Raw genomic sequence first — 24,570 nt, 5'->3', positions numbered from 1 at the left:
GCGGATGGCCGGGATCGGCCTCCTAGGGTGGGCGCATGTCCCGACCTGACCCGGTACCCGCTCCGGCCCCCGATCCATCCACCGCTGCGGTGACCGCGCTGCACGACCTGCGGGTCGTCGTCGACCGCATCGAGGGCCGCTCGGTCTGCGGCCACCGGCCCGGCGACGCCTTCACCGTGACCGGAAGCAACCAACTCCGGGTGGAGAACGGCGGCCACTTCTGCTTCTACGCGCTCTCGTGCGTGCTGCCGATGATCGCCGCCAAGCAGCGAGCCACCGATCCGGGTGACTGGATGAGCCGGGACAGCGAGGTGGCCTGCCCCGACCCGGAGGAGCGGCTCATCATGCGGATCGAGCGCGGGCCGCTGGTCGAGCACCTCACCGACGAGCTGACCTGATGGGGTCCGTCAGCATCGCCGTGCAGACCGACAAGACCGCGGGTGACTACGCCCGGCTCGCGGCACGCGTCGAGGAACTCGGCTTCGACGGCATGAGCGTGTTCTCCGACCTGGGCTACCAGCCGCCGCTGATGGCGCTGACCGCCATCGCGGCGGCGACCCGACGGATCCGGATCGGCGCGGCCTGCTGGAACCCGTTCACCACCCACCCCGTCGAGATCGCCGGGCAGGCGGCCGCTCTCGACATCGCCAGTGACGGACGCGGATACGTCGGGCTGGCCCGCGGCTCCTGGCTCGACCGGGTCGGCATCTCGACCGCCGACGGCCTGGACCGGCTCGCCGACAGCGCCGAGATCATCCGGCGGCTGCTCGCCGGTGACGACACCGGCTACCGCGGCGCGGTTCTGGGCATCGAGCCCGGCTTCGGCTTCGCGTTCCCGCGGCGCCGCCCGCGAATGCCGCTGCTGTTCGGGGTGTGGGGACCGAAGGCGTCGGCGGTGGCGGCCCGGTACGCCGACGAGGTCAAGATCGGCGGCTCGGCCAACCCGGACATGGTCGGCGTGATGCGGCAGCGGCTCTCGGCCGGCGCGGTCGCCGCGGGCCGGACGCCGGACGCGGTGGGGGTGGTGGCCGGTGCGGTGACGGTGGTCGACCGGGACCGGCGGGCGGCACGCCGCCGGGCTCGTACCGAGGTCGCCATGTACCTCGACGTCGTCGGCGCGCTCGACCCGACCGTGGACCTGGCCGACGAGCTGCTGACCGGTGTGCGCAGCGCCCTCCGCGACGGTGACGCCGACGCCGCCGGCGCGCTCATCCCGGACGACGTGCTGGACCGTTTCGCCTTCGCGGGCGCCCCGGACGACGTCGCGGCACAGGCGGCCGGACTGTTCGAAGCCGGTGCCGCCCGGGTCGAATTCGGAACGCCGCACGGTCTCACCGATCTCGGCGGTGTGGAGCTGCTGGGGACGGCCGTCCTGCCGGCGCTGGCGGAGTGGCGCTCGTGACCGCGGCCGCGGTGGCCGACCGCTACCTGGCCGACCTCGCCGCCACCGACGGGGACGCGGCGGCCCTCGTCGGCCGCGAACCGGCATGGTCGGTGCCGCAGACGTCACCCGACGCCGTCGACAGCCGGGAGCAGGCCGCCCGCCGGGCGCACGCCGCCCTGGCCGCGGTGGAGCCCGGCGACATCGCCGACCGCACGCTCGCGGCCGCGCTGGCCGAGCGCACCGCCAGCGAGATCGCTCTGTATGACAGCGGATTCACCCCGAGATTGCTGGCTCCGCTGGCGACTCCGGTGCACCTGATCCGGGAGACCTTCGATGATCTCCCCGCCGGGACCCCTGATGACTGGGAACGGATCGGCCGGGCGCTGGCGGAGGTCCCGGCCGCACTCGCCGGCTACGGTGAGACCCTGCGGCGGGCCGCCGACCGCGGGCAGTTGGTGGCGCCCCGGCAGATCGCCGGGGTGGTGGCGCAGTGCCGCGCGTGGATCGACCCGGCCGGTGACGACTTCTACCCCCGGTTGGTGGCGCGGGCGGACGTGCCGGATCCGTTGCGGCGGCGTCTGGTCCGTGATGCCGCCGGGGCGACGGCGGCGACGGCGGCGTTCGCGGACATGCTCTCGTCCGACCTGCTGCCGCGGGCGACCGCGCCGGACGCCGTCGGCCGTGAGATGTACGCGGTGACCGCATCGGCGTTCCTCGGCAGCACCGTCGACCTCGACGACACCTACGCGTGGGGGTGGTCGGAGCTGCGCCGGATCCGGGGTGAGATCGCCGCGGTGGCGGCCACGATCAGTCCCGACGGGGTGCAGGCGGCGGTGGCCGTGCTCGACGCCGACCCGGCGTACCACCTGCGCGGCAGCGACGCCCTCGCCGGGTGGCTGGACTCCCGGATGCGCGAGATCGCCGACAGCGTCGACGGAGTGCACTTCGACCTGCCCCCGGCGGCGCGGCTGCCCGAGTGCCGGATCTCGGCGGCGACCAGCGGGGTCATGTACTACACACCGCCGGATGCGCTGCTGACCCGGCCGGGCCGGGTGTTCTGGACCCGCCCGCCCGGGGACGCAGTGACCCGTACCTGGCGGGAGGTGACGACCGTGCACCACGAGGGCATCCCCGGTCATCACCTGCAGACGGTGACCGCGCTGACCGCGCCGGGTCTGCATCCGTGGCAGCGGGCGCTGTGTCACGTGCACGGGTACGTGGAGGGCTGGGCGCACCACGTCGAGTCCTACGCCGGTGAGATCGGGTTGTTGCGGAGCCCGGGGGAGCGGCTCGGGATGTTGTTCGGCCAGGCGTGGCGGGCCGCACGGATCGTCATCGACGCCGGCCTGCACCTGGACCTGCCGATCCCGGCGGACAACGGTGTCACCACCGCCACCCGCTGGACCCCGGAGGTCGGCGTCCGCTTCCTGGTGGACGCCGCCGGGGTCGACGAGCGGTCGGCCCGGTTCGAGGTCGACCGGTACCTCGGCTGGCCGGCCCAGGCCCTGGCCTTCCGGGTCGGTGCGCGGCTCTGGGCCGAGACGCTGGCGGCGGCGAGAGCCGGGCAGGGCGACGACTTCGACGCGCGCCGGTTCCACACCGAGACGCTGCGCCGGGGGCCGATGGGGCTGGGTCCGATGCGCGACCTGGTGCTGGGCCACTGACCCTGGGTCCACGCGACCGGCCCACCGGGCCGGGCGCTCCGGGAGCGCGGTCCGCAGCGGTGGCGACGGCCGCCGACGTGACCGGACGGGCGTCCGCGCTCCGACCACCGGGGAGCGGGGTCCGGGCCTCAGGTGATGCGGAACCGGGCGTGCCGCAGGATCTCTTCTGCGGTGACGAGGTCGTCGGGGTAGGTGATCTTGATGTTGCGCGGGTCGCCGGTCCGGTAGAGCAGTGCTTCGTCGCGGTACTGCTGGAAGCAGACGCCGGTGTCGGTCCCGACGAAGCCGTCCTCAGCGGCCCGTTCGTAGGCCTGGAGCAGCGGCAGGGCGCGGAACACCTGTGGGGTCTGCGCGCGGATCATGCGTGGCACCCGGCCGGTGTCGAGCGTCCCGTCGGGGAGCAGGTAACGGATCTCGTCGGTCTCCAGACCGGGGAAGACGCCCCCGTGTTCGACGGCGACGTCGATCAGCTCCCGGGTCAGCGTGGGTGAGATCAGCGGCCGGGCGCCGTCGTGGACCAGCACCACATCCACGTCCCCGGAACGGATCGCGGGCTCGAGGTGGCGCAGCGCGGCCAACTCGGACTCGTGCCGGGTGTCTCCGCCGACGATGATCTCGACGGGGACGTCGGGTACTTCCGTGTCGACGGTCTGCTCGGCGAGCGCGCGGTCGGCGTCCCGGATCACCATGACGAACCGGCGGATCGACGGGACCCGGATGAAGGCGTCGAAGCTCCAGGAGATGACCCGGCGGCCGGCCAGGGGCAGGAACACCTTGTTGTGGACACTGCCGACCCGGGAGCCGCTGCCGGCCCCGAGCACGACCGCGGCGACCCGGGGCAGCCGGCCGGCGCCGTCGTCGCTGGCGGGATGCATGGCCGGTTCCGTTCGAGGTTCGTGGGTGGGCCGTCCGGCCGTCGCCGGAGGACGGTACGGGAATGGTAGTCCAGAGGCGCTTCTCCGCCGGTCCGGTGAGGTCCTGACTCGAACTGCCGGATGCCGACGCTTCCGACGCCGCGGCGGCGCGGGAGGCTCCGGTGGTGCCGCGCCGCCGCCGGGTCCTCTCCGCCGGTGAACCGGGGCCGCTGCCTGTCGATGGTCCCGGGATGGTCGGCCACGGTCCAGCGCACCTCAGACCCCGGCGCGGCCGTCCAGCACGGCCAGGAACCGCTCGGCGTCCGTGGCGCGCGGCAGGTTGTTGAACAGCACGTACGGGTGGGGTCGGCCGGCCACCGCGTCGCGGAGGCGGCGGAGCTCCTCGTCGGAGTGGACGTGCCGCATGCCACTGGTGCCGTGCAGCCGGTAATAGGTCTGTTCCGGCGTCACGGTCTCCGTCTGCATCGGGTCCACGACATGGGCCAGGTCGAGGTCACGGCACAACTCGCTGATCAGCGACGCGGGCCAGTCGCCGCGGGGTTCCCACAGCAGGCGGGCAGCGGGCCGTTCGACGGTGGTGAGGAACGTGCGCATCCGGTCGACGTCGACCGCGGTCGGCCGGAAGCTCTTCGGGCACTGCAGCAGGATCGCGGTGGCCCGCAGCACGCGCGCGCACTCCAGCGTCCGCTCCCAGGCCGCGAGCACCGGCGGCGAGATCCGGAAGCCACCCACCTGCCCACGGTGTTCCGGGGGCAGCGGTCGTTTCAGCCGACGGTAGGTGGGACTGCCCGACTCGTGGGTCACCAACTGCCACGCTTTGACGGTGAACTCGAACTGGGGCGGGACACCGGCCCGCCAGCGGGCCAGCATCGCGTCCGCGGGTGGTTCGTAGAACGTGTGCTGCACCTCTACGAGAGGGAAGCGGCGCACGTACGACGCCTGCGCGATCGTCCACCCGCAGAGCCCGACCCTGACGCCACCGACAGCGGCATCCGTCGAACCCGGTTCCGTCACGAGTTCGACGGTAGACGTCGGGGGGCCGGTGAGCACCGAACCGACCTGGCCTGTCGACGGTGGCCGGATCCGGTTCCCGGTGCCGGGCGTCCGGTGCCTCCGCCCGGGCCGGGTTCTCGCGGCCGGCGGCGGGCCCGCAGGAGTGTCCTCGGTGCTGCCGGACCCGGGCGTCGGCACATCGCACGAGCGGCCCCGGAGCGGCTCCGGCGACGTGGTCACGCGCCGGCGACGCATCGACCGGCCCGGGCGACGGCCTCGCTGATGCGGTGAATGCGTGGTGCGGCAGTCCCTTTTACCGCCGGCGCCGTGCATCTCCCGGATCCGGGTCCGGAATCGGGCCCACCGGGGTCGGCCGACCGCTACCATCGCCACCATGAAGTGCATCGATGCATCGAAGTCCGTGTTCATCACCACCATCGCCGCCGCGGCTGTGTTCGTGACCGGTTGCGGGAGCTCCGAACCGGCCGCGACGACCACGGCCGGTGCAATCAGCTCCGCGTCGTCGGTGTCGACCCAGACCACGGCGTCGGTGCCGTCGAGCTCCTCTCCGGCGTCCACCGTCACCTCCTCCCCGGAGTCGCAGACCAGCTCCACGTCGGTCTCCAGCACCTCCAGCAGTTCCAGCAGTTCCAGCAGTTCCAGCGTGACGGCGGACAGTTCGTCCGTGGCGACGTCAGCTCCGGGAACGGAGTCGACGATCTCGGGAAGCGGCGGGGTCATCAAGGCCGGTGCGGCCACGAACCTGCCGGCCGAAGTGGGAACGTGGGTCAAGGCTGCCGGCGGGGGGGAGTACTCCACCTACACCAGCGGGGACAGCGCGATCACCCTGAGCTTCCTGGCCGGCTCGGACTACGACGGCATCGCCAGCAACGTCACCAACAGCCGGACCAACGTGGGTGCCGGAGTCTGCGGGTCGACCTCGGTCGAGACCAACCTGACCTGCTACCTCAAGACCGCCGACGGCGTCATCAACGCATCCGCCGACGGCGGCGACACCCCTCTGGTCGCCCTCGTCGATTTCGCCGACCAGCTCACCACGGCCCTCGGTACCAGCTGACCGGACGAGGGCCGGCTGCGGCACCGCCGGCGAGGCCCGGACGGCACGGATGCGGGCATCGCCGCGTCGACCCGCCGGTCGTGTCGGCTCCTGACGGCTCGGCGGCCCGTCCGGTCACCGGTGTCCGGCGCGCTCCGTGGGCTCGACGGTCGACGGCGTTGTCGTCCTCGGCGCGGTCCGGTCGCCGGTCGGCGGCGAGGGACAGCACCGATCACCATCGGCCCGCCGGCGAGTCGGCAGTGGCGACTGCACCGGAGTGAGGACGGTCGCCGCCCGACCGTGAGAGTTCCGCTGCGGCAACGAAGGTCGGGGCGGTGGTGGCCGCGGAACGGCCTCCCGCCCCAGATCCCGCTCGGAGCGGGTGTTGGCTTCCGGCGGTGTCGGTGGCCGCTCAGGCGAAGGTGGACACCAGCGCGTCGGCGATCTGCTGGGGCGAGGTCTGTGCGTACCGGGATTCGTCGAGTGAGTTGACCTCGAGGACGACGACGGCGAGGGCGGCCGGGTCGAAGTACATCGCCTGGTACAGGCCCTGGGGATTCGTGGGGTACCAGCGGCTGAGCACGTGGACGTCCAGCTCGCCCGACCGGAGCGTCTGGACGGAGTTGTCCTGTTGCGTGGTGCTGGGTCGGTCCAGGAAGTCGTCGACGGTGCGCTGCGCCTGGGCGGCGCTGTCGGCCTTGATCAGTTGGAGTTGTCCGGCGTAGTCGCCGTCGGCCCAGAAGTCGCAGACGTACCGGTAGCTGGTGTCGTCGGCGTCGTCGTCGCCGAACGGGCCCCAACCGACGTCGGTGACGTCGGCGGTGCGGCCCAGCAGCTCGGGGGGAGTGTCGGCCAGGAGGCAGGATCCGCTCTGGAGCACGGGCATCGACGCTTCATGCCCGTCCGAGTCCGGCCACCCCTGGCTCGTGCGTTGCACCCACGAGAGGGGGATGCCGGTGACGGTGGGGGGCTCGGGAGGCGCCGGGTCGGCGCATCCGGAGACGACGACGGCCACGGCCGCTCCCACTGCCATCCACCAGCGGATGCCGAATCGGTTCGCTCGCACCCTGTCGGTATTCCCTTCTCGCACCACGTCGAAGCGATTCCGGCCGACCGTGTCTCACGAACCCGGTGGTGGCAGGTGATGTGCCCCACCCGTTCCCGTCCGAGCGCTGGTCGGGGACGGGTCGTCGCTCGGACCGTGGGTGGCCGGGCGGCACCGGCGGGCGCTGCCATCCGGCGGATCCCGACCGGCGGCGTTACCGGAGACCGCCAGTTCGCGCCCGTCACCGCTCCAGGGTCGCCCGTCCGTCCCGCTGTCCGGCGCCGCCGCGGGCAGCCGAACCGGTGGACGCTGAAGGGGTCTCCCGGCGGTGGCGGAATCGCCGTGTCCGGCGGAGCCCACCGTCGGGACCGGACGTGGGATCCCTCGCGGCGGACCGGAGCGCGCCACGGTCGAGCCACCCCTGTGCCGGCAGAGCCGTGCAGATGGGTGACGTGGACCCGGACGTCGTGTCGACGTCGAGCGGTGGCCGTTGCGAGGCGGTGGTGTGCGTCAGCGCAGCCGCCGCAGGATGGTGCGGGTCACCTCGTTGAGCAGTGACGCTGTGGTGACCTCTTCACCGGAGCTCCACCGTGCACTGGGTTTGGAGCAGCTGATCGCGTAATGGCGGCCGTGGGCGAGGAACGGGACGGCGACGCAGCACAGACCCGGCGTGCCCTCTTCCAGATCGACCGCATAGCCCTGCTCCCGGACGCGGATCAACTCGTCAGTCAGGTGCTGAGGGTCGGTGATGGTGTTCGGTGTGAGCGGCGCCAACGTCTCCGGCAGGTGCGCGGGCACCTCAGCCGGATCCAACGTGGACAGGATCGCCTTCCCCAGTCCGGTCGCGTGCAGCGGCAGGCGCCGGCCGGAGTGGAATCGCACGCCCAGTGCCTGACGGGAGTAGCGGGACGCGAGGTAGAGGATGTCCGTTCCGGTCAGGGTGGCCAGGTGCACCGTCTCGCCGAGCTGATCCCTTGCCTGTTCCAACAGGTCCACAGCTGCATCGATCACCGAGTCGTTGTGATCACCGGAGGTGCTCAGGGTTCGCAGCCGGTGCCCGATGCTGTACACGCCTCTCGCGCTCAGTTCCAACCAGTCACGGCCGACCAGGGTCGACAGCAGGGCGTGCAGGCTGCTCTTGGGCAGCGCCAGCGCCTGCTGGATCTGGGTGAAGGTGACGCCGTCCGGAGCGTCGGCGACGAGCTCGACCACCGTCATCGCGCGGTCGGCCGATTTGACCGCTGAACTCGCCGTCGTGGCTGTGACCGGATTCGCCATGCTGCCCCATTCCGCTCAGTGGTTCACGAATGTGAACATAGCACCGGATGCATCGGGGCGCCCGTCCGAGAACAACCAGTTCAGAGCGCGAACTGCTTGCAGTGGCCGGACTCCTGGTCTAACTTATGGTCCATCCACAAGAACTAGTGTTCACATTTGTGAACTAGGAGCACCGTGACGACGACGTCCAGGTTTCTTCCACCCATCCCCGCCGATGCCGACCTCGCGACGGCAGGGGTGCGTGAGATGCTCTTCTTCCCCGTGACCCCGTTCCGTTCCGACGGCGCGGTCGACCACGACGTGTTCGCCTCCCATCTGCGAGAACGGTTGCCGTACGGGCCGCCGGCGGTGTTCGCCGCCTGCGGCACGGGGGAGCTGGCCTCGCTGGGCATGACCGAACACCGCGAAGTCGTGCGCACCGCCGCCGAGAGTTGCGGCGACGTACCGGTCTTCGCCGGAATCGGGGGTGGGCTCGGTGTCGCCCGAGCGCAGGCCCTGGCCGCCGAGGACGCCGGTGCATCCGGACTGCTCGTCCTGCCGCCGTACCTCAACGAAGCGCCCCAGAGCGGCTGGCTCGAGTACTACCGTCGGATCGCCGAGACGACCGACCTGCCGGTCATCGTCTATCAGCGCAATCAGGTGCGACTGGATCGGGACACCTGCCTGCGTCTCGCGGAGACGCCGACGATCGTCGGCCTCAAGGACGGACTGGGTGACCTCGACCAGATCCGAGACCTCGTGCAAGCGTTGGGGGACCAGTGGGTGTTCTGCAACGGGCTCCCCACGGCAGAGCTGAACCAGATTGAATTCCGCGAACTCGGGGTCCGCAGCTACTCCTCGGCCGTCTTCGCATTCTTCCCCGAGATGGCCGTCGCCTACAAGGACGCCCTCGCCGACGGGAACACCGAGCGGCTGCAGCACCTGCTGGACGGCTTCTACCGGCCGCTCGGCCGCCTCCGCGACGAAGTGCCCGGGTACGCCGTCGCCTTGGTCAAGGCTGCACTGCAACTGACCGATCCTGCTTTCGGTAACGTGCGCGAACCGTTGATGGACCCCACGCCCGGACACCTCGAGCGCCTGCAGCAGATCATCGAGGCGGGCCGGGAGGCGTTGGCCACCACGCCGTCAGGTCCGACACCGGAGGCCGTTCGATGACCGGTTCGACCACCCTGAAGCCGCCGGCCACGACGGGTCCCGGCCTGCCCAGGTCCAGCCGCGTCGCCGACTTCGTCGACCGGCGCATCGGGTGGATCCTGGTGCTCCCGACCGCCGCCGCCGTGGTGCTCATCAGCATCTTCCCGCTGATCCAGGCCGTGCAGATTTCGTTGCAGGACAACAAACTCCGTAACCCGTCGCCGAAGTTCATCGGATTCGAGAACTACCGCGTCCTGCTGTCGGACCCCGCGGTATGGCACTCGCTGTGGATCTCCGCGTTGTTCGTCGGCCTGTCGGTCTTCTTCTCCTGGTCCATCGGTCTGGCTCTCGCTGTGCTGCTGAACCGTCCGATGCGTGCCCGGGGCGTGGTGCGCGCGGCGATCATCGTGCCGTGGGCGGTGCCGGCGTTCGTCGCGGCGCTCGTGTGGGCCTGGATGTACAACGACCAGTTCGGCATCATCAACTCGCTCCTGGGCGACGCCGGCGTGGACAACCCCCCGACGTGGCTCGACCAGACGTGGGCGTTGACGTCACTGATCGCCGTCATGGTCTGGAAGAGCTTCCCGTTCCAGTTCGTCATGCTGCTGGCCGGTCTGCAGGCCATCCCCAGAGAACTGTACGAATCGTCGAGCGTCGACGGGGCGGGGAAGTGGCGGCAGTTCTTCTCCATCACCCTGCCCATGTTGCGGCCGGTGTCGGCGATCGCGGTCCTGCTCGCGGCGATCAACGCGTTCCACTACTTCCCGATCCCCTGGATCATGACGCAGGGCGGACCGTCCAAGGCCACCGACGTCATCCCCGTGGCCACCTACAACATCGCCTTCAACGCGGGGGATCTCGGGTACGGCTCGGCGGCAGCGGTGTTCATGTTCGCGGTGATCCTTCTCGCCGCGCTGCCCTTCCTCCGCTCCTACTACCGGGAGTTGCGACAGACATGACCGGACCTCTCCTCGCGGGCGAGGCGATCCTGGTGACCCAGGAGAGCGACCCCGAACCCACCGGGCGGCGACGCCGGCCCAGGCGCAACGTGAACGCGCCATCGACGCTGGAATCCGTCCTGGTCTTCATCACGCTGACCATCACCGTGCTGGTGTGTCTGTTCCCGTTCCTGTGGATGATCCGCACCGCACTGACCCCTGCCCCGCAGGCGTTCTCGACCGATCCGAGCCTGCTGCCGGACTCGTGGACGATGAGCAACTTCGGTCGGGTCCTGACCTCGCCGACCGCGCCCTTCGTACAGCAGTTCCTCAACACACTGTTGGTGTCCACGGTGACGACCGCATTGGTCATCGTCTTCGGGATCACCGGAGCCTATGCGCTGGCCCGGTTACGCTTCGTCGGTCGTCGCGCGTTCGGGATGACCCTGCTCATCGTCCAGTTGTTCCCCGGGGTCCTGCTGGTCATCCCGTTGTTCGTCGTGCTCGTCAATCTGAACCTGACGAACTCCTACCTGGGCCTGATCCTCGCGTACAGCACCACGAACCTGCCATTCGTCGTGTGGTTCCTGCGGGGCTATTTCCTGTCCATCCCCGAGGAGCTGGGCGAAGCCGCCCGCATCGACGGGTGCACCCACCTCGGCGTCCTGGTGCGGATCGTGCTGCCGCTGGCGAAGCCCGGGATCGCCGCCGCTGCGACGCTGGCGATGGTCAGTGCCTGGAACGAGTACCTGTTCGCTTTCATCCTCATCAAGGACAGCGACAAGCGGGTTCTCTCAACCGGCCTCGCGTCCTTCATCGAACAGTTCACGGCCGACTACAGCGGTCTCTTCGCGATGGCGACCCTGACCACGATTCCCATCGTCGCCGTCTTCCTGCTGTTCCAGCGCCACCTGGTCGGTGGGCTGGCCGCCGGCGGGGTCAAAGGATGACCCCGCCCTTCTCCTCAGGAGCCCCCGTGTCACAGCACATGAACCGCCGTCAGGTCCTGAAGGCGCTGTCGATCCTCGCTGCGCTGCCCGCCGCCGGTGGCCTCGCCGCCTGCTCCACCGGGACCGCCCCGGCGAGTGCGGGCGATGGCGGCGGCTCCGCCGGGACCAAGGCGCTGGAGTTCTGGACCCGCGAAACCCAGGACAACGGCGCCCGGCAGCCGCGGATCATCGAGCGGCTGGCCGCGTTCGACGCCGAGCGGGGCACCACCATCACGCCGCAGTTCCTGGTGTTCCAGGAGTCGGTGCAGAAGACCCAGGCCGCGCTGGCCGCGGGCAACCCCCCGGACGTCGGTCAGCAGGGCCCGGATGTGAGCCTGGGGTTCGCCTCCGCCGGCAACCTCCTGGCCATCGACGACGTCTTCGCCGGTCTCGAGGACAGGTACTCCGAACTGCAGAAGGACGCCTTCGTCGTCTACGAGGACAAGACGTACGGCGTTCCGTGGTACCTGGAGACGCGGGTGTTGTTCTACCACAAGGACCTTCTCGAGCAGGCCGGTGTCGAGCCGCCCACCACGTGGGACGAATGGCTCGCCGTCGCCCAGGCGACCACCCGGGGTGAGGACCAGTTCGGGTTCCTGTTCGGACCGGAAGGACCCCAGCCCGGTCAGTTGCTCATCCCGCTGGCCACCGCTGCCGGGGCTCCGCTGCTGGACGCACAGGGCCAGATCTCCGCCGACACCGCGGGGCACAGGCAGGCCCTGCAGTTGTTGAAGGACATGTTCGATGCGGGCGCCATCCCCAAGGCGTTCCCCACCTACAAGAACAACGATGTCACGCAGCTGTTCGCGCAGAAGAAGGCAGCCATGTACTGGGCCAACGGCGAGGTGCTGCTGGCGCTGCAGAGCATCGACCCGACGCTGGGGGACAACATCGGCGCGGTCCTGACCCCGGTACCCAGGGCCGGCGACGTGTCCCGGTCGTTCCTCGGTGGCTTCGAGCTGTTCGCGTTCGCCGGCACCCAGTCGCCTGACGACGCCAAGGCGTTGATCTCCTACATGTTCGACGCCCAGTGGTACGGCGACTACATCAAAGCCACCAACGGCGCCGCGCTGCCGGTCACCAAGGAACTGGCCGCCGACCCCTTCTTCTCCTCCGACCCGCATCGCAAGGTCCTGGTCGAGCAGCTCGCCACAGCGGTCCGCTACGGCGGCCCCGAGTTCGGCAACGTGCCGTACCTGGGCGAGGCGGAAGGCAAGGGCCTGTTCAGCAAGGCCGTCCTCGACGTCTTCACCGGAGCGCAGACCGTGGACAGCGCCCTGTCCATCCTCGACGGCGAGCTCAAGGTCATCGCGGGGCAGGCCCAGTGACCGCCGGTACCGACGAGCAGCAGCGCACGACCGCGCAGGTGCAGGTCGGCGCCGCCGCCGCCGGCACGATCCGCCGGTTGTGGCACGGAGTGGGCTACGACGAGCTGAACTGGACTGCGACCCGGCGCTGCTCGATCTCCTGGGATCCGAGGTGCTGCCCGGTGGCTACAGCATCCGCATGCACAACACCCTGACGAGCGGCAACGGCTGGTCGACGCCGGCCTGGGGGGCCGGGGACGTCTTCCACCGGTTGTCCGACGGGTCGGTGCGCTACCGGTGGGACATCCTCGACACCACCTACGACGCGATCACCGCCGCCGGCGGAACCCCACTGGTCGAACTGGGATTCATGCCCCGAGGCCTCTCGGTGGTGCAGAGTCGCAGCGCCAGCTTCGAACCCGGCGTCGACGTCGGCTACGAGGACTACGAACTGGGCAACTGGAAGTACCCGCCCGCCGACGAGGGGGAGTGGGCGGACCTGATCCGTGCGGTGGCCCAGCACTTCGTTCAGCGGTACGGCCGGGAGGCCGTCGTGCGATGGCGCTTCGAGATGTGGAACGAGCCCGACATCCCCAACTACTGGAAAGCCTCCTGGGACGACTACCTCAGGCTGTGGGACGTGACCTGCCGGGCGTTCCGGGAGGTGCTTCCGGACGGCCAGATCGGCGGCCCCGCCACCACCGCGCACGGGTCCGACGAACTCGCCAGATTCTGCCGCCACGCCATCGACCACGACACCGTGCCGGACTTCCTGTCCTTCCACACCAAGGGTGCCCACTACGACCCGCGCCGCGTCTACGACCACTTCGGGACTCCTCCGAAGCAGACACCGTCCCGCGCAGTCATGCTCGACGACATCAGCCGCAACCTGGCCGTCATCGCGGCGTATCCCGAACTGGCGCACCTGCCGGTCCTGGTCGACGAGTGCGACCCGGCCGTCGGCACGGTCTACGGCGAGTTCGACAATCCCTCCTTCGCGGTCACCAACTCCGAGCACTACCCGTCCTTCGTCGCCCGCCTCGTCCACGACCTGCAGGAGACCCGGTTCGATCCGGTGGAACAGATCACGCACTGGGCCTTCTACATGGAGGGCAAGCGGTGGTTCGAAGGCAACCGGACCCTCATCGACAACGAGGACGTGGAGAAGCCGATCCTCAACGGGCTGCGCATGCTCGAAGCGCTGTCCGGGTCGGACCGCCTTCCCGTCGAGATCGACGACGCCGCAACCGACGTCGCGGTCCTCGCCGGCCGGGACGGCGACACGGTGCGGGTCCTGCTGATCCACCACCATGACCATTGGTGGGCCGAAGGAGCCGCCGAGATCACCGTGCACCTGCCTGTGGGGGGAGCGGGTCGGCTGTACCGACTCGACGCCGGCCACGCCAACACCTACCGGGCCTGGGAACGACTCGGCCGTCCGGCGTGGCCTGACGCCGACCAGGTCGAGCACCTCCGGCGATCCGGCAGGTTGCAGCCGGAGCCGGTCGCGCTCGTGCCGAACGCCGGCGTCAGCACCCTGACGGTGACCGTGCCCATGCACGGGTTGGTGCTGCTGGAGATCGAGGCGGACCCGTCCCCATGACTCGGCACATCCCTCCACACGACGCGCCGCCGGCCGGAGGCAGCGCCACCGCGGGCTCGTCCCCCGGTCGCCCCTTCGCCCTGATGCTCATCGGCTGCGGCGGGATGGGCCGACGCTACGTCGCCGGCCTGACCCGCCTCGCCGCCAGCGGCCATCCCGGGCTCGGCCCCGACGACGTCCGGTTCAGCTGCCTGGTGGACCGGACACCCGAGCGCGCGCATGCACTGGCCGACGACGTCGCCACGGCCACCGGCCGACGTCCTTCGGTGGCCGCCTCCATCCAGGAGGCCCGGGCTCTCGGGCACGTGGACGGTGCAGTCGTCGCATCCTCCACGATTGCCCACGCCGACACGTGCCTCGAACTGGCTGCCGCCGGTATCGCGATGCTGGTCGAGAAACCGTTGACCACCGATGTCGCTCGTGGCCGGGAGGTCGTCGCGGCGGCGCGGGCCACCGGGACGGTACTGGCGGTGGCCGAGAACGTGCGGCGGGAGCCGGTCAACCGGTGGGCGCGCGCCGTCCTCGCCTCCGGGCGGCTCGGCCGACCCCGGTTCGTCCTCGACCAGGTGTTCACCGGTGCGGACGCCATCCAGCTCACGCCCTGGCGGCACCGGGCGGAGTCGGGCGGCCTGCTGTTGGACGTGGCCGTCCACAACGCCGATGTCCTGGAGTACCTGCTGGGCCCGGTGGAGACCGTCCTCGGCGGCACCACCAGGCTGGACGAGCCGGTTCGTCGCCGATCGAGCACCATGACGGTCGCGTCGGCGGAGTTCTACGACCGGTTCACACCCGAGCTGCCGGAGACCGTGGAAGCCGACGCCGACGATGTCCTCGCCGCGCTACTGGCTTTCCGGAGCGGAGCCATCGGGCAGTGGGTGCAACACCAAGCGGCCCACGGCCTACGGCGCGCCGAACGCACCATCTGGTGTGCCCGTGGATCCCTGGAGATGCCGCCGGACCGCTCCGGCCTGACGCCGCGGGTGATCGTGGACGGGGACCGGGTCCACGACCTCGATCTCGCCGGACTCGCCGATCCCCCCGGGGGGCGACCCTGGGCACTGACTCCGTTGGAGGCGGCGCTGTGGGGCGATTCCCGGACGACGGTGAGCATCGGCGACTTCTCGCGGATCGACGGCACCCTGATCGCCATCGAACTCGGCGACTTCATCGACGCCGTGCGTACCGGCGGTGCACCCGAGGTCGACGGCGTGACCGGTCTCCGGGCGATGTCGGTGGTCGAAGCGGTGACGCTCGCCGGCCGACGAGGCGGGGCCGTCGCGCTGCCCGACGCCACGCGGGCGTCGGCGTGACGCTGCCCCCGATCGACGCCGTCCGGGTGGTGGCGCTGAATGTGCCCACCGTGTTGGCCAGTGCCGACATCACGTCCCCGATGGACGCCGTGCCACAGCACCGACACCGGCGTGCCAGCTGGTACGGGTCGATGGGTGAGGTCCTCGTCGAGGTCGCCGCGGGCAGCCTACGAGGCGTGGGCATGACGCATGGTGGTCAGGCCGTGACCGCGCTCATCCGCACCCACCTAGGCCCACTCCTCGTCGGGACGGACCCCACCGACGTCGAGGCTCACTGGGACCGACTCCGTCGTGCCTGTTACCCCTACGGAACCGGTGGTCTCGCGGCGATGGCGCGCTCCGCGCTCGACCTCGCGCTCTGGGACATCCGTGGCCGCGCCGCGGGTGTCCCGGTGACGGAGTGGTTGGGCGGCGGCACAGCGCCGATCCCGGTGTACGCCACCGGTGATCGGGTCGCCGAGTTCGCCGCCGCCGGGTTCACCGCCGTGAAGATCGGCATGTCGTACGGGCCGTGGGACGGCCCCGGTGCTGCCGCCGCCGTCCAGGACAGGTTGACCCGGGCACGCGGCGACGCAGGACCGGATCTCGCGCTGATGGCCGACGCCTGGATGGGATGGACGCCGGAATTCATCGCCGCGGTCGCTCCGGTCATGGCGGACGTGGGACTGCGCTGGCTCGAGGAGCCGCTTCCGCCGGACCATCCCGGGATGAGCGCGGCAGCGGGACACTCGGGGGCGGTGCCGGTGGCCAGCGGCGAACACCTGGTCCACCCGCACGAGTTCAGCGCCCTCGCCGCCGCCGGTGTAAGGATCTGGCAGCCGGATGTCATGTGGTGCGGTGGACTGACCGCGGCACTGCAGTTGGCCGACCTCGCCCAGCGCACTCCGGTGGCCACCACCGGGGGAGACGAGCATTGTCGTCTCGTCCCTCATCTGGGTGCCGGCCCGTTCTCCCTGCCCTTGGTCGCCGCGCGGTGCCCCGACGAACTCGCCGAATGGTTCGTCGGATCCGCCCCCGGCGCCGGGTGGCACACCGCCCCCACCGTGGTCCGGGGTGCGCCCACGCCCGACAACGGCTGGATCACTCCGTCGGCCGCGCCCGGCTTCGGAATCACCATCGACGAGGAAGCAGTGAACCTCCATGCCCAGTGACCTGACACGGCCGTCCCGAGGCGCCGCACCACAGGCCATCGACGAACTGGTGGGCCGCAGCGATCAGGCGTTCGCCCTGGCAACCGCGAGCGAGCCCGCCGACAGGGCCCGGTGGATGGCCGCCGTCGCCGATGCCCTCGACGCGGCCGGTGGTGAACTCGTCGTCCTCGCCCAGCAGGAAACCCACCTGGCTGCCACCAGGCTCTCCAGCGAGGTCGCGCGCACCTCGGGTCAACTCCGGCTGCTCGCCGCCGCCGCACGCGAGGGCGCCTGCTTCGAGGTCACCATCGATCACGCCGACCCGACCGCGACCCCGCCGACACCGGACCTCCGCAGGATGCTGCACGCCGTCGGGCCGGTCGTCGTCTTCGCCGCGGGCAACTTCCCCTTCGCCTTCAGCGTCCTGGGCGGCGACACCGCAGCGGCCTGGGCCGCGGGATGCTCCGTCCTGATGAAGACCCATCCCGGGCACCCGCAGCTGTCCCAGGCGACGTTGCGTGTCGCGCGACGCGCACTCGAAGACGCCGGTGCACCGGCGGACCTCATCATCGGGTTCGACGGTCAGCAGGCCGGTCTCGACGTCCTGGCGCACCCGCGGGTCCGGGCCGGCTCCTTCACCGGCTCCGAACGCGTCGGACGACTCCTGCTGGCAGTGGCCGACAACCGGGACGAACCGATCCCCTTCTACGGTGAACTCGGTTCGGTCAACCCGGTCATCGTGCTACCGGGTGCTGCCCGCCGGCAGGCGGACACGGTCGCTGCCGGGTTCGCGGCGTCACTGACCATGGGGCGCGGCCAGTTCTGCACCAAGCCCGGCCTCGTCGCTGTCCCGGACGCGGAATCGGTCGCCGCCGCGGTCGGTGAACACCTCTCCGGCGAAGCTCCGGGTCCGATGCTCACCCCCGGCATCGACCGGGCATTCCGCGACGGGGTCGACAGCTGGTCGGCCGACCCTGAGATCCAGGTGGTCCACGACGGACTCAGCGTCGAAGGCGCGGTGAACCCCTGGCTCGGCACCGTCGCGATCACACGCTTCCTGGCCGACCCCGTGTCGTACAGCGGTGAGCGTTTCGGCCCGGCTGCGCTGCTCGTCGAATACGACGACAAGGATGCCGCCACCCTCGGCGAGACACTGGACCGCTTCGTCGATGTCCTGCCCGGTTCGTTGACCGCCACCATCCACGCCGATCTCGCCGATGCCGGTGATGTCGCCTTGGCCACCCGGCTGACCGCCCGCCTCAGCAGACGGTGTGGCCGCGTCATCCTCAACGGGTGGCCCACTGGCGTCGCCGTGTCCTGGGCGATGCACCACGGCGGGCCCTGGCCGGCCACCACCGGATCCCTGCACACCTCGGTCGGCCCGACGTCGATACGTCGTTTCCTCACCCCGGTCTGCTACCAGAACCTCCCCGAAGCGATGCTGCCGCCGCTCCTACGAGATGGCCGCACGGACCTCCCGCGCCGCGTCGACGGCGTGTTGGCCACCACGCACCCACTGCCTGCAGAATCCGCCAGTGACGAGTGAGCCGGTGTTCGACAGGACCCGCTTCCGGGAGTGACGGACACGAGTCGGCGCAGGGTGGTGACCTCGGCTCTCCGACACTGATGCTCGTGCTGGGTACCTGCCGTGTCGCGACGTCACCCGCACGACGACGACGCCTACCACGCAGCTCGACGTCTGGCCCTGACTCGTCTCTCGCGAGCGAACTCTCACCGTAGAGATGACGACGGGCAGTGGTGTGCAGGTTCGAGCACAGCGTCAGCCGCCGATCGCCAGTCGGCGACAATCAGCACCGATTCCGGCCGCCGGTCACCCAGCCACCATGGAGAGCCGTTATCCCGTCCGTTGGGGGATGGTGACGGCGGTCGACAACACGGCAGGTCCTTCAGTGCCGCACCTTTCCTGAGCAGCACAGGCCGAATCACCGTCGCGAGGCGCGTTCGGGCGCGGCCGCCGACGTCTGAGCCGCCGCGCTCCGAGTGCCGACGATCAGGAAGACGCTTCCCAGGAGCGCCCCGCCGGCGACGAAACACGCAGCCGGCAAGGCCGTGTCGAGTCCCATGAGACCGGCGAGCGGGGCGGCGGCCGCGGCGGACACCATGTTCGACGCACCCAACAGCGACGCGGCTGTTCCCGCCCTGTCGCCGTGACGTAACAGGGCCACGGACTGAATCGTGGGTGACACCATTCCGAACCCGGTGGTGAACACCAGCAGCGGCACCAGGAACCCGACGAACCCCCACCCGGGGAACGCGACGACCGATATCAGCAGGCCCACGGCGGCTGTCAGCACCACAGCGGTGCCATAACGCACGAGACGGCCGAGATCGACTGTGACGGCGACCCGTGAACTGACCTGAGCGCCGACGACCATGAGCGCGCCGTGTCCGCCGAACACGATGGCATATGCGGTTGCCGACAGTCCGAAGACCTCCTGGAACAGGAAAGACGACGCCGCCATGTAGCTCATCATCCCGGCCCACAGCAGCGCCCCACCGATGACGACGCTGCGGTATTGCGGGTCGCCGACCAGCAGCCGGTAATCCGAACGCAGGGCAGCTCGGTCACGACCGCGAGTGGCGGCCAACGTCTCCGAGCGGAGCAGTACCGCCACAGTGACGACCAGCAGGGCGACGCCGTAACCGAGCAGCACCCAGAACAAGCCCCGCCAGCCGGTGAGGGGCAGTAGCTGCGCGCCCATGGCTGGGGCACCGACGACGAAGACGCCATTGACCAGCTGCAGCCGGGCCAGCAACGCCACCATCCGCGAGCCTGATGTCACATCGCGCACGATCGCCAGGTTGATCACGGCCGCGCCCGCCGCGCCGAAGCCCTGCAGAGCGCGGAAGCCGATGAGTGCGGAAACGTTGGGCGCCACCGCGCACCCGAAGGTTGCCACGCAGAACACCACCAGAGCCACCGCGAGCGGCCGCATCCTTCCCATCCGGTCTGACAATGGACCGGTGATCAGCTGTCCCGCCGCCATCCCGATGAAGGCGCCGGTCAAGGTGAATTGGACGGCGGCAGGATTGGCGCGCAAACCGTCCTGGATGACCGGGAAGGCGGCGAGGTACAGGTCCATGGTGAGTGGCCAGATGACCTGGATACAGCCCAAAGCTACGAAGAACGTCGCCGACCGGCGGGTCGTCAGATCACCATGCATACGCTTCGGGCGCCTGCCCGCCTGGGCCGGGAAAGATCGCGTCGAGCCGCGCGAGGTCGTCCGGAGTCAGCTCGACGTCCAGCGCTGCGACGGCGTCGTCGATGTGGGCTGTGGTTCGAGGTCCGACGACCGGGGCGGTGACCACCGGTTGGGCGAGGAGCCACGCCAACCCGAGGATGGCCGGCGCGAGATTTCGCTGACGCGCGAATGTCTCGAACTCCTCCAGCTGAGAGCGCAGGAGACCGTCGATGGGGGCGCGGCTGCTACGCGGCCCAGCGGTGCTCTTGGCCAGCACACCTCCGAGCAGTCCACTGGCCAACGGCGACCAGGGCAGCAGTCCCATGGCGTAGTGCCGTGTCGCCGGGACGACTTCGAGTTCGATGTCGCGCTTGAGGAGGCTGTACACGGACTGCTCGGTGACCAGCGGGAGGCCCCCGGTGGCGGCGGCCAATTCGCGGTACTGGGCGATGTTCCAGCCGGCGAAGTTCGACGACCCCAGGTAGGTGATCTTGCCTTGGGCGTGGAGCAACGAGAACGCCGCGAGTACCTCGTCCGCCGGGACCGTCCGGTCGATGTGGTGCATCTGGTACAGGTCGATGTGGTCGGTCTTCAGCCGCCGGAGTGAGGCGTCGACGGCGCGCCGGATGTAGAGGGCCGACAACCCGGACTCGTTCCCGCCCGGGCCCATGGGGCCGTGCACTTTGGTGGCCAGCACCACATCGTCACGGCATCCCCGGCTGTGCAGCCACTGCCCGACGATGTTTTCCGTCTGCCCCGGGTGGTCGCCCCACGGCGCGCCGCCGTAGACGTCGGCGGTGTCGAAGAAGGTGATGCCCTGATCCCTTGCGTGGTCGAGGAGCCGGAAGGATTCCTCCTGATCAACGATGGGTCCCATGTTCATCGTCCCCAGGGCGATCCGGCTCACGACGGCGCCCGAGCGTCCCAACGCGGTGTAGTGCATCACTTCTCCTCGAGTGTCGGCTGGTCGGTCATCACCCAGGCGAACGGGGCGAGGGTCACATCGTCGAGTGGGTCGCCGGTGAGCAGATTGGATCCTGGTAGTGACAGCGACACCGGGTACGCCCCGTGGTTGATGACCGTGAGGACACTGCCCCGGCGCGCCACCTCCACGCATTCCGGCAGCCCCGGCAGCTCGGGAGCGATAACGGCCCGGTCGAGCGCCCAGCGCAGAACGGTCGTCATCCCGGGATCGTCCGGGATGGTGGCCAGGTAATGGGCCTGTCCGGCACCGCTGACCCGGGTGGTCAGCGCGGGCCAACGCGCCGACCGTCCATCGGTGAAAGTGCCGACGACGGTGGCATCCAGGACCCTGAGCTCTTCGGCGAAGTACTGCCCGACGACGGGCCCGAGAGGCGTACTCACGGTGGCGTGCCGTTGTCCCGGCCCCGCCGGCGAAGGCGGCCCGTCGAGAGCGCCGCCGGCGCTGTCGACACCGGCCGGGCCGGCCGGGGCGACGAGGGCCCCGAAGTCGTCCACCCTCATACCGAGGATCGGTCCCAGCACGGTGGTGAAGCCGCCGTCACGGAAGGCGTCATCGGAGTCCACCACATCGGTGAACGACGACACGAACAGATGCCCGCCGTCGGCGACGTAGCGGTTCAGGTTCGCGGCGGCGGCGTCACTGACCAGGTACAGCTGAGGGACCACCACCAGGCCGTAACCGCTCAGATCCTCCTCGGGGCCGCGGATGTCGACGCTCACGTGCTGACGATGCAGAGCGCTGTACCAGCGTTGCACCAGATGTGCATAGTCCAACCGCACGGGGTGGTCCGGATTGCCGATGGCCCACCAGTTCTCCCAGTCGAAGATCAACGCGACCCGGGCGCCGCTCGGCCCGGCCGGCAGCGTCGGCAGCGCGGCCAGGACACTGCCGAGTTCGGTGACCTCACGCCAGGTGCGGGTCTGCCGGCCGGCGTGGGGGAGCATCGCGGAGTGGAACTTCTCGCTGCCGCGGCGGGACTGGCGCCACTGGAAGAACATGATGCCGTCGGCTCCGCGGGCCACCGCCTGCATGCTCAAGGCAGCCATCTGGCCCGGTGCTTTCGGGGCGTTGCTGGGTCGCCAGTTCACCGCGCTCGTGGCTTGCTCGGTGAGGATCCACGGAACCCCTGGCTTCAGCGATCTCATCAGGTCGCGGCTGAATGCGGCGCTGCGGAACGACTCCGGGTCGTTGGGGTCGGCGTAGTTGTCATCGGTGATGACGTCGATCTCGCGCGCCCACCGCCGGTAGTCCGCGGGCGGGAAGGCGCCCATGAAGTTGGTGGTCACCGGTTGCGTCGCGCCGTGTTCACGCAGGATCTGTTTCTCCATCGTGAACAATTCCAGCAGAGCGTCCGAGGTGAAGCGTTTGAAGTCCACGAGACCGCTGGGGTTGTGGCTGTAGGGCGCCTTCCGCGGCGGCACGATCTGGTCGAAGTCGGTGTAGCGCTGGGACCAGAAGTCGGTGCCCCACGCGCGGTTCAGCGATTCGATGGATCCGTAGCGCTGCCGCAGCCAATCGCGGAATGCGTCGCGGGCATGGTCGGAGTAGTCGTAGTGCAGGTGGCAGCCGTACTCGTTGTTGACGTGCCACATCACCACCGCCGGGTGCGAGGCGTACCGCTGGGCGAGAGCGTGGACGAGCTCTCCGGCCAGGCGCCGATATTCGGGCGAGGTGGGTGCGTAGTGCTGACGACTGCCGTGCCAGAAGATCGAACCGTCGGCGTCGCGGGCGTGCATGCCGGGATAGGCGGCCGTCGCCCACGGTGGGGGAGACGCCGTCGCGGTGGCGAGGTCGGCGGCGATTCCACCCTCGTGCAGCAGATCCAGCACGGTGTCCAGCCAGTCCCAATCAAAACGGCCCTCCGCCGGCTGAATGCGGGACCAGGCGAAGATACCGACACTGACCATCGTCACGCCGGCCTCGCGCATGAGAGCGACGTCCTCGCGCCACGTTGCTTCCTCCCACTGCTCCGGGTTGTAGTCACCGCCGTAATGCATGTGCTTCCTCCGATGTCGGTGTGCCGGCGGCCGTGGTGGCCGACGCGCGGGTACGGATGGTCTTGCGGGCACGTCCGGTCACCACGGAGGGGGGCGGAGGCACCGCCTTGGTGGACTGGCGCACCATCAGCTCCGGATCGAATCGGATGGACCGGTGGTTGTCGCCGTTCTGCAGGCCGTCGAGCAGCAACGTCGCGGCTGCTACACCCATGCTGTAGCTGGGTTGACGCACCGAGGTCAGCGGAACGATGGAGGCGGCGGCGAAGTCGATGTCGTCGTAGCCCACCACCCCGACGTCCTCGGGTACCCGAACGCCGTGACTGATCAGGCTCTGCATCACGCCGAGGGCCAAGACGTCGTTGGCCGCGAAGATGCCGTCTGGCCGGTCGGCTACCGGCAGGTCAGCGATCTGCGCGCCGAGATGCCGCCCGAGGCCGGGATTGAGGGTGTCGGTTTCGATGAGCCGGAAACCGACCCCCGCGTCCGCGGCCGCCGCCCGACAGCCCGCCAACCGGTCACGCATCTGCGGAACGACGAAAGGCCCGCCCAGGAAGGCGATCTCGCGACAGCCACTCGCGACCAGGTGTTCGCACGCCATTCGGCCACCCAACACGTCGTCGAGGGATACCGAACTGCACAGGTCCTGCGGGTCGGCGCGGTCGATGAGCACGACGGGGATGCCCCGCTTCTCGAACTGGCGTCGGATCGCGTCGTGGCCGCGGACCGGGGCGATCAACACTCCGTCCAGCCGCTGCCGCTCGAACAACTCGAGGTAGCGGCGCTCGCGTTCCACCGAGTCGTAGCTGTTGCCGAGGATGACCGCATAACCCCGCTCGTGGGCGGTCTCTTCCGCCCCCAAGGCGACTTCGGCGAAGAAGGGGTTGGTGATGTTCATGACGGCCATGCCGATGGCCTGGCTGCGGCCGGCGCGCAGCTGGCGGGCCGCGGTGTTGGGCACGTACCCGAGCTCGGCGATCGCGGTGGCCACCCGCGCGGCCGACCGTGGGGATACTCTCTCCGGACGGTTGAGTGCGTTGGACACGGTGCTCATCGACACCCCTGCGTGCGCCGCCACCTCCCGGATGCTGATCTCAGCCACGTCGACCACCAACCGACCGCAAGGCTTCGAGCAGGGCCAGTCGGTGCCCGATCTTGGCGGCCGACGGCCCGTGCACCAGGGTGAGGCGCCAGCCTGGTGTGCAGCCGACCTCCACGCCGTCTGCCGTCTCCACGCCGGCTGGGGTGTCCTCGACCAGGAACCCGACTCCGCCGACGCTCCACACGTTTCCGTCAGCGCCGGCCAACACGGCCGCCGCCGGTTCCGCGTCCTCGTGGGCGGCGACGGTCAACCGGCGCAGTCCGGCCGGGCCCGCGTCCCCCAGCCGCAACCGGGCGGCCGGATACCCGTGACTGGTCACGATCAGGTCCGGCGCGTCGAGGTCCACGGCTACGGCCAGGTACCCGCAGACCAGCCGCCACCGCGGGTGGCCGGTCACCCAGAAATCGGTGAAATTCTGCGGCCCCACCGCGGCACGATCGCTGCCTACACTGATGATCTCGTAGTCGACGGCATTGAAGAACAGTCCTCCGTGCCACGCCGACATGCTGTGTCCTGTCCGTGTTCTGAGGGCCGTCCCAACGCCCGAGCGCCAACGCACCGCCTCTCCCGGGAGCACAC

At 70.0% G+C, this 24,570-nt stretch carries 21 protein-coding genes; 12 read left to right on the top strand and 9 right to left on the bottom strand.

The window, feature by feature from the left end:
• The first annotated feature begins 35 nt into the window (after positions 1-35).
• From DB033_RS12610 to DB033_RS12600, 3 genes are read left to right on the top strand one after another with little or no spacing between them, the layout of a single operon-like run.
• On the top strand, positions 36-398 hold the full coding sequence (locus tag DB033_RS12610; protein WP_111766981.1) for a TIGR04076 family protein: 363 nt from the start codon (positions 36-38) through the stop codon (positions 396-398).
• The gene (locus DB033_RS12605; RefSeq protein WP_205843788.1) at positions 398-1,402 is read left to right on the top strand and encodes an LLM class flavin-dependent oxidoreductase; all 1,005 of its coding nucleotides are present in this window, start codon (positions 398-400) and stop codon (positions 1,400-1,402) included. The genes DB033_RS12610 and DB033_RS12605 overlap by 1 nt, the downstream gene beginning before the upstream one ends.
• On the top strand, positions 1,399-3,048 hold the full coding sequence (locus DB033_RS12600) for a DUF885 domain-containing protein (protein WP_205843787.1): 1,650 nt from the start codon (positions 1,399-1,401) through the stop codon (positions 3,046-3,048). The genes DB033_RS12605 and DB033_RS12600 overlap by 4 nt, the downstream gene beginning before the upstream one ends.
• Before the next feature lie 128 nt (positions 3,049-3,176).
• Here the strand turns inward: DB033_RS12600 and DB033_RS12595 are convergent, their stop codons facing one another.
• Entirely contained in the window at positions 3,177-3,923 is a 747-nt protein-coding gene (locus tag DB033_RS12595) for an IspD/TarI family cytidylyltransferase (RefSeq protein WP_111766978.1), read from the bottom strand.
• A 255-nt stretch (positions 3,924-4,178) separates the two neighbouring features.
• Positions 4,179-4,937 carry a DUF72 domain-containing protein gene (locus tag DB033_RS12590; RefSeq protein WP_205843786.1) on the bottom strand — a complete coding sequence of 253 codons (759 nt, stop codon included), beginning with the start codon at positions 4,935-4,937 and terminating at the stop codon, positions 4,179-4,181.
• A 373-nt stretch (positions 4,938-5,310) separates the two neighbouring features.
• Here DB033_RS12590 and DB033_RS20725 point away from each other — a divergent pair, with 373 nt between their 5' ends.
• Complete coding sequence (locus DB033_RS20725) at positions 5,311-5,994, top strand: hypothetical protein (RefSeq protein WP_157970660.1); 684 nt, start codon at positions 5,311-5,313, stop codon at positions 5,992-5,994.
• Positions 5,995-6,385: 391 nt separating this feature from the next.
• On the opposite strand, the gene DB033_RS12580 is transcribed toward DB033_RS20725, so the two are convergent.
• Together DB033_RS12580 and DB033_RS12575 are read right to left on the bottom strand one after the other, a co-directional pair.
• Positions 6,386-6,859 carry a type 2 periplasmic-binding domain-containing protein gene (locus DB033_RS12580; protein ID WP_157970659.1) on the bottom strand — a complete coding sequence of 158 codons (474 nt, stop codon included), beginning with the start codon at positions 6,857-6,859 and terminating at the stop codon, positions 6,386-6,388.
• A gap of 669 nt (positions 6,860-7,528) precedes the next feature.
• Positions 7,529-8,296, bottom strand: coding sequence for an IclR family transcriptional regulator (locus tag DB033_RS12575; RefSeq protein ID WP_111766975.1), 768 nt, complete (start codon positions 8,294-8,296; stop codon positions 7,529-7,531).
• A gap of 174 nt (positions 8,297-8,470) precedes the next feature.
• Here DB033_RS12575 and DB033_RS12570 point away from each other — a divergent pair, with 174 nt between their 5' ends.
• From DB033_RS12570 to DB033_RS12535, 8 genes are all read left to right on the top strand, one after another.
• Positions 8,471-9,451, top strand: a complete 981-nt coding sequence (locus DB033_RS12570) for a 5-dehydro-4-deoxyglucarate dehydratase (protein ID WP_338066264.1) — start codon at positions 8,471-8,473, stop codon at positions 9,449-9,451.
• Positions 9,448-10,389: a carbohydrate ABC transporter permease gene (locus DB033_RS12565; RefSeq protein ID WP_111766974.1), complete on the top strand. Its 942-nt coding sequence runs from the start codon at positions 9,448-9,450 to the stop codon at positions 10,387-10,389. Before DB033_RS12570 ends, DB033_RS12565 begins: the two co-directional genes overlap by 4 nt.
• Positions 10,386-11,318, top strand: a complete 933-nt coding sequence (locus DB033_RS12560) for a carbohydrate ABC transporter permease (RefSeq protein ID WP_111766973.1) — start codon at positions 10,386-10,388, stop codon at positions 11,316-11,318. The genes DB033_RS12565 and DB033_RS12560 overlap by 4 nt, the downstream gene beginning before the upstream one ends.
• A 26-nt stretch (positions 11,319-11,344) precedes the next feature.
• A complete protein-coding gene (locus tag DB033_RS12555) occupies positions 11,345-12,685 on the top strand; it encodes an ABC transporter substrate-binding protein (RefSeq protein WP_157970658.1) in 1,341 nt (446 codons plus the stop codon).
• 79 nt (positions 12,686-12,764) lie between these two features.
• Complete coding sequence (locus DB033_RS12550) at positions 12,765-14,267, top strand: GH39 family glycosyl hydrolase (RefSeq protein WP_157970657.1); 1,503 nt, start codon at positions 12,765-12,767, stop codon at positions 14,265-14,267.
• Positions 14,264-15,577 carry a Gfo/Idh/MocA family protein gene (locus DB033_RS12545; protein ID WP_111766970.1) on the top strand — a complete coding sequence of 438 codons (1,314 nt, stop codon included), beginning with the start codon at positions 14,264-14,266 and terminating at the stop codon, positions 15,575-15,577. Before DB033_RS12550 ends, DB033_RS12545 begins: the two co-directional genes overlap by 4 nt.
• Complete coding sequence (locus DB033_RS12540) at positions 15,574-16,728, top strand: enolase C-terminal domain-like protein (RefSeq protein WP_111766969.1); 1,155 nt, start codon at positions 15,574-15,576, stop codon at positions 16,726-16,728. The genes DB033_RS12545 and DB033_RS12540 overlap by 4 nt, the downstream gene beginning before the upstream one ends.
• The gene (locus tag DB033_RS12535) at positions 16,718-18,253 is read left to right on the top strand and encodes an aldehyde dehydrogenase family protein (protein ID WP_111766968.1); all 1,536 of its coding nucleotides are present in this window, start codon (positions 16,718-16,720) and stop codon (positions 18,251-18,253) included. Before DB033_RS12540 ends, DB033_RS12535 begins: the two co-directional genes overlap by 11 nt.
• Positions 18,254-18,650: 397 nt before the next feature.
• Here DB033_RS12535 and DB033_RS12530 read toward each other — a convergent pair whose 3' ends face one another.
• The 5 genes from DB033_RS12530 to DB033_RS12510 are packed head-to-tail and all read right to left on the bottom strand — an operon-like array spanning position 18,651 to position 24,496.
• A complete protein-coding gene (locus DB033_RS12530) occupies positions 18,651-19,892 on the bottom strand; it encodes an MFS transporter (RefSeq protein WP_111766967.1) in 1,242 nt (413 codons plus the stop codon).
• Positions 19,882-20,853: an aldo/keto reductase gene (locus tag DB033_RS12525; protein WP_111766966.1), complete on the bottom strand. Its 972-nt coding sequence runs from the start codon at positions 20,851-20,853 to the stop codon at positions 19,882-19,884. Before DB033_RS12525 ends, DB033_RS12530 begins: the two co-directional genes overlap by 11 nt.
• Complete coding sequence (locus tag DB033_RS12520) at positions 20,853-22,892, bottom strand: beta-galactosidase (protein ID WP_111766965.1); 2,040 nt, start codon at positions 22,890-22,892, stop codon at positions 20,853-20,855. The genes DB033_RS12525 and DB033_RS12520 overlap by 1 nt, the downstream gene beginning before the upstream one ends.
• Positions 22,876-24,000 (bottom strand): LacI family DNA-binding transcriptional regulator, encoded by a 1,125-nt coding sequence (locus DB033_RS12515; RefSeq protein ID WP_240615892.1) that lies wholly within the window; start codon positions 23,998-24,000, stop codon positions 22,876-22,878. The genes DB033_RS12520 and DB033_RS12515 overlap by 17 nt, the downstream gene beginning before the upstream one ends.
• Positions 23,984-24,496, bottom strand: coding sequence for a hypothetical protein (locus DB033_RS12510; protein ID WP_111766964.1), 513 nt, complete (start codon positions 24,494-24,496; stop codon positions 23,984-23,986). The genes DB033_RS12515 and DB033_RS12510 overlap by 17 nt, the downstream gene beginning before the upstream one ends.
• Between the last annotated feature and the right edge of the window lie 74 nt (positions 24,497-24,570).

The organism is Nakamurella deserti, assembly GCF_003260015.1.
GTDB lineage: Bacteria > Actinomycetota > Actinomycetes > Mycobacteriales > Nakamurellaceae > Nakamurella > Nakamurella deserti.
The sequence above is the reverse complement of the archived record's forward strand: the minus strand, read 5'-3'. Positions and strand labels throughout refer to the sequence as shown.

Bases quoted from the DNA above. Each gene is read 5' to 3' on its own strand.
- DB033_RS12605 (WP_205843788.1), top strand. From the start codon at position 398: ATGGGGTCCGTCAGCATCGCCGTGCAGACCGACAAGACCGCGGGTGAC.
- DB033_RS12610 (WP_111766981.1), top strand. From the start codon at position 36: ATGTCCCGACCTGACCCGGTACCCGCTCCGGCCCCCGATCCATCCACC.
- DB033_RS12575 (WP_111766975.1), bottom strand. From the start codon at position 8,296: ATGGCGAATCCGGTCACAGCCACGACGGCGAGTTCAGCGGTCAAATCG.
- DB033_RS12525 (WP_111766966.1), bottom strand. From the start codon at position 20,853: ATGCACTACACCGCGTTGGGACGCTCGGGCGCCGTCGTGAGCCGGATC.
- DB033_RS12580 (WP_157970659.1), bottom strand. From the start codon at position 6,859: ATGCCCGTGCTCCAGAGCGGATCCTGCCTCCTGGCCGACACTCCCCCC.
- DB033_RS12595 (WP_111766978.1), bottom strand. From the start codon at position 3,923: ATGCATCCCGCCAGCGACGACGGCGCCGGCCGGCTGCCCCGGGTCGCC.
- DB033_RS12565 (WP_111766974.1), top strand. From the start codon at position 9,448: ATGACCGGTTCGACCACCCTGAAGCCGCCGGCCACGACGGGTCCCGGC.
- DB033_RS12520 (WP_111766965.1), bottom strand. From the start codon at position 22,892: ATGCATTACGGCGGTGACTACAACCCGGAGCAGTGGGAGGAAGCAACG.
- DB033_RS12545 (WP_111766970.1), top strand. From the start codon at position 14,264: ATGACTCGGCACATCCCTCCACACGACGCGCCGCCGGCCGGAGGCAGC.
- DB033_RS12560 (WP_111766973.1), top strand. From the start codon at position 10,386: ATGACCGGACCTCTCCTCGCGGGCGAGGCGATCCTGGTGACCCAGGAG.
- DB033_RS12530 (WP_111766967.1), bottom strand. From the start codon at position 19,892: ATGCATGGTGATCTGACGACCCGCCGGTCGGCGACGTTCTTCGTAGCT.
- DB033_RS20725 (WP_157970660.1), top strand. From the start codon at position 5,311: ATGAAGTGCATCGATGCATCGAAGTCCGTGTTCATCACCACCATCGCC.
- DB033_RS12535 (WP_111766968.1), top strand. From the start codon at position 16,718: ATGCCCAGTGACCTGACACGGCCGTCCCGAGGCGCCGCACCACAGGCC.
- DB033_RS12510 (WP_111766964.1), bottom strand. From the start codon at position 24,496: ATGTCGGCGTGGCACGGAGGACTGTTCTTCAATGCCGTCGACTACGAG.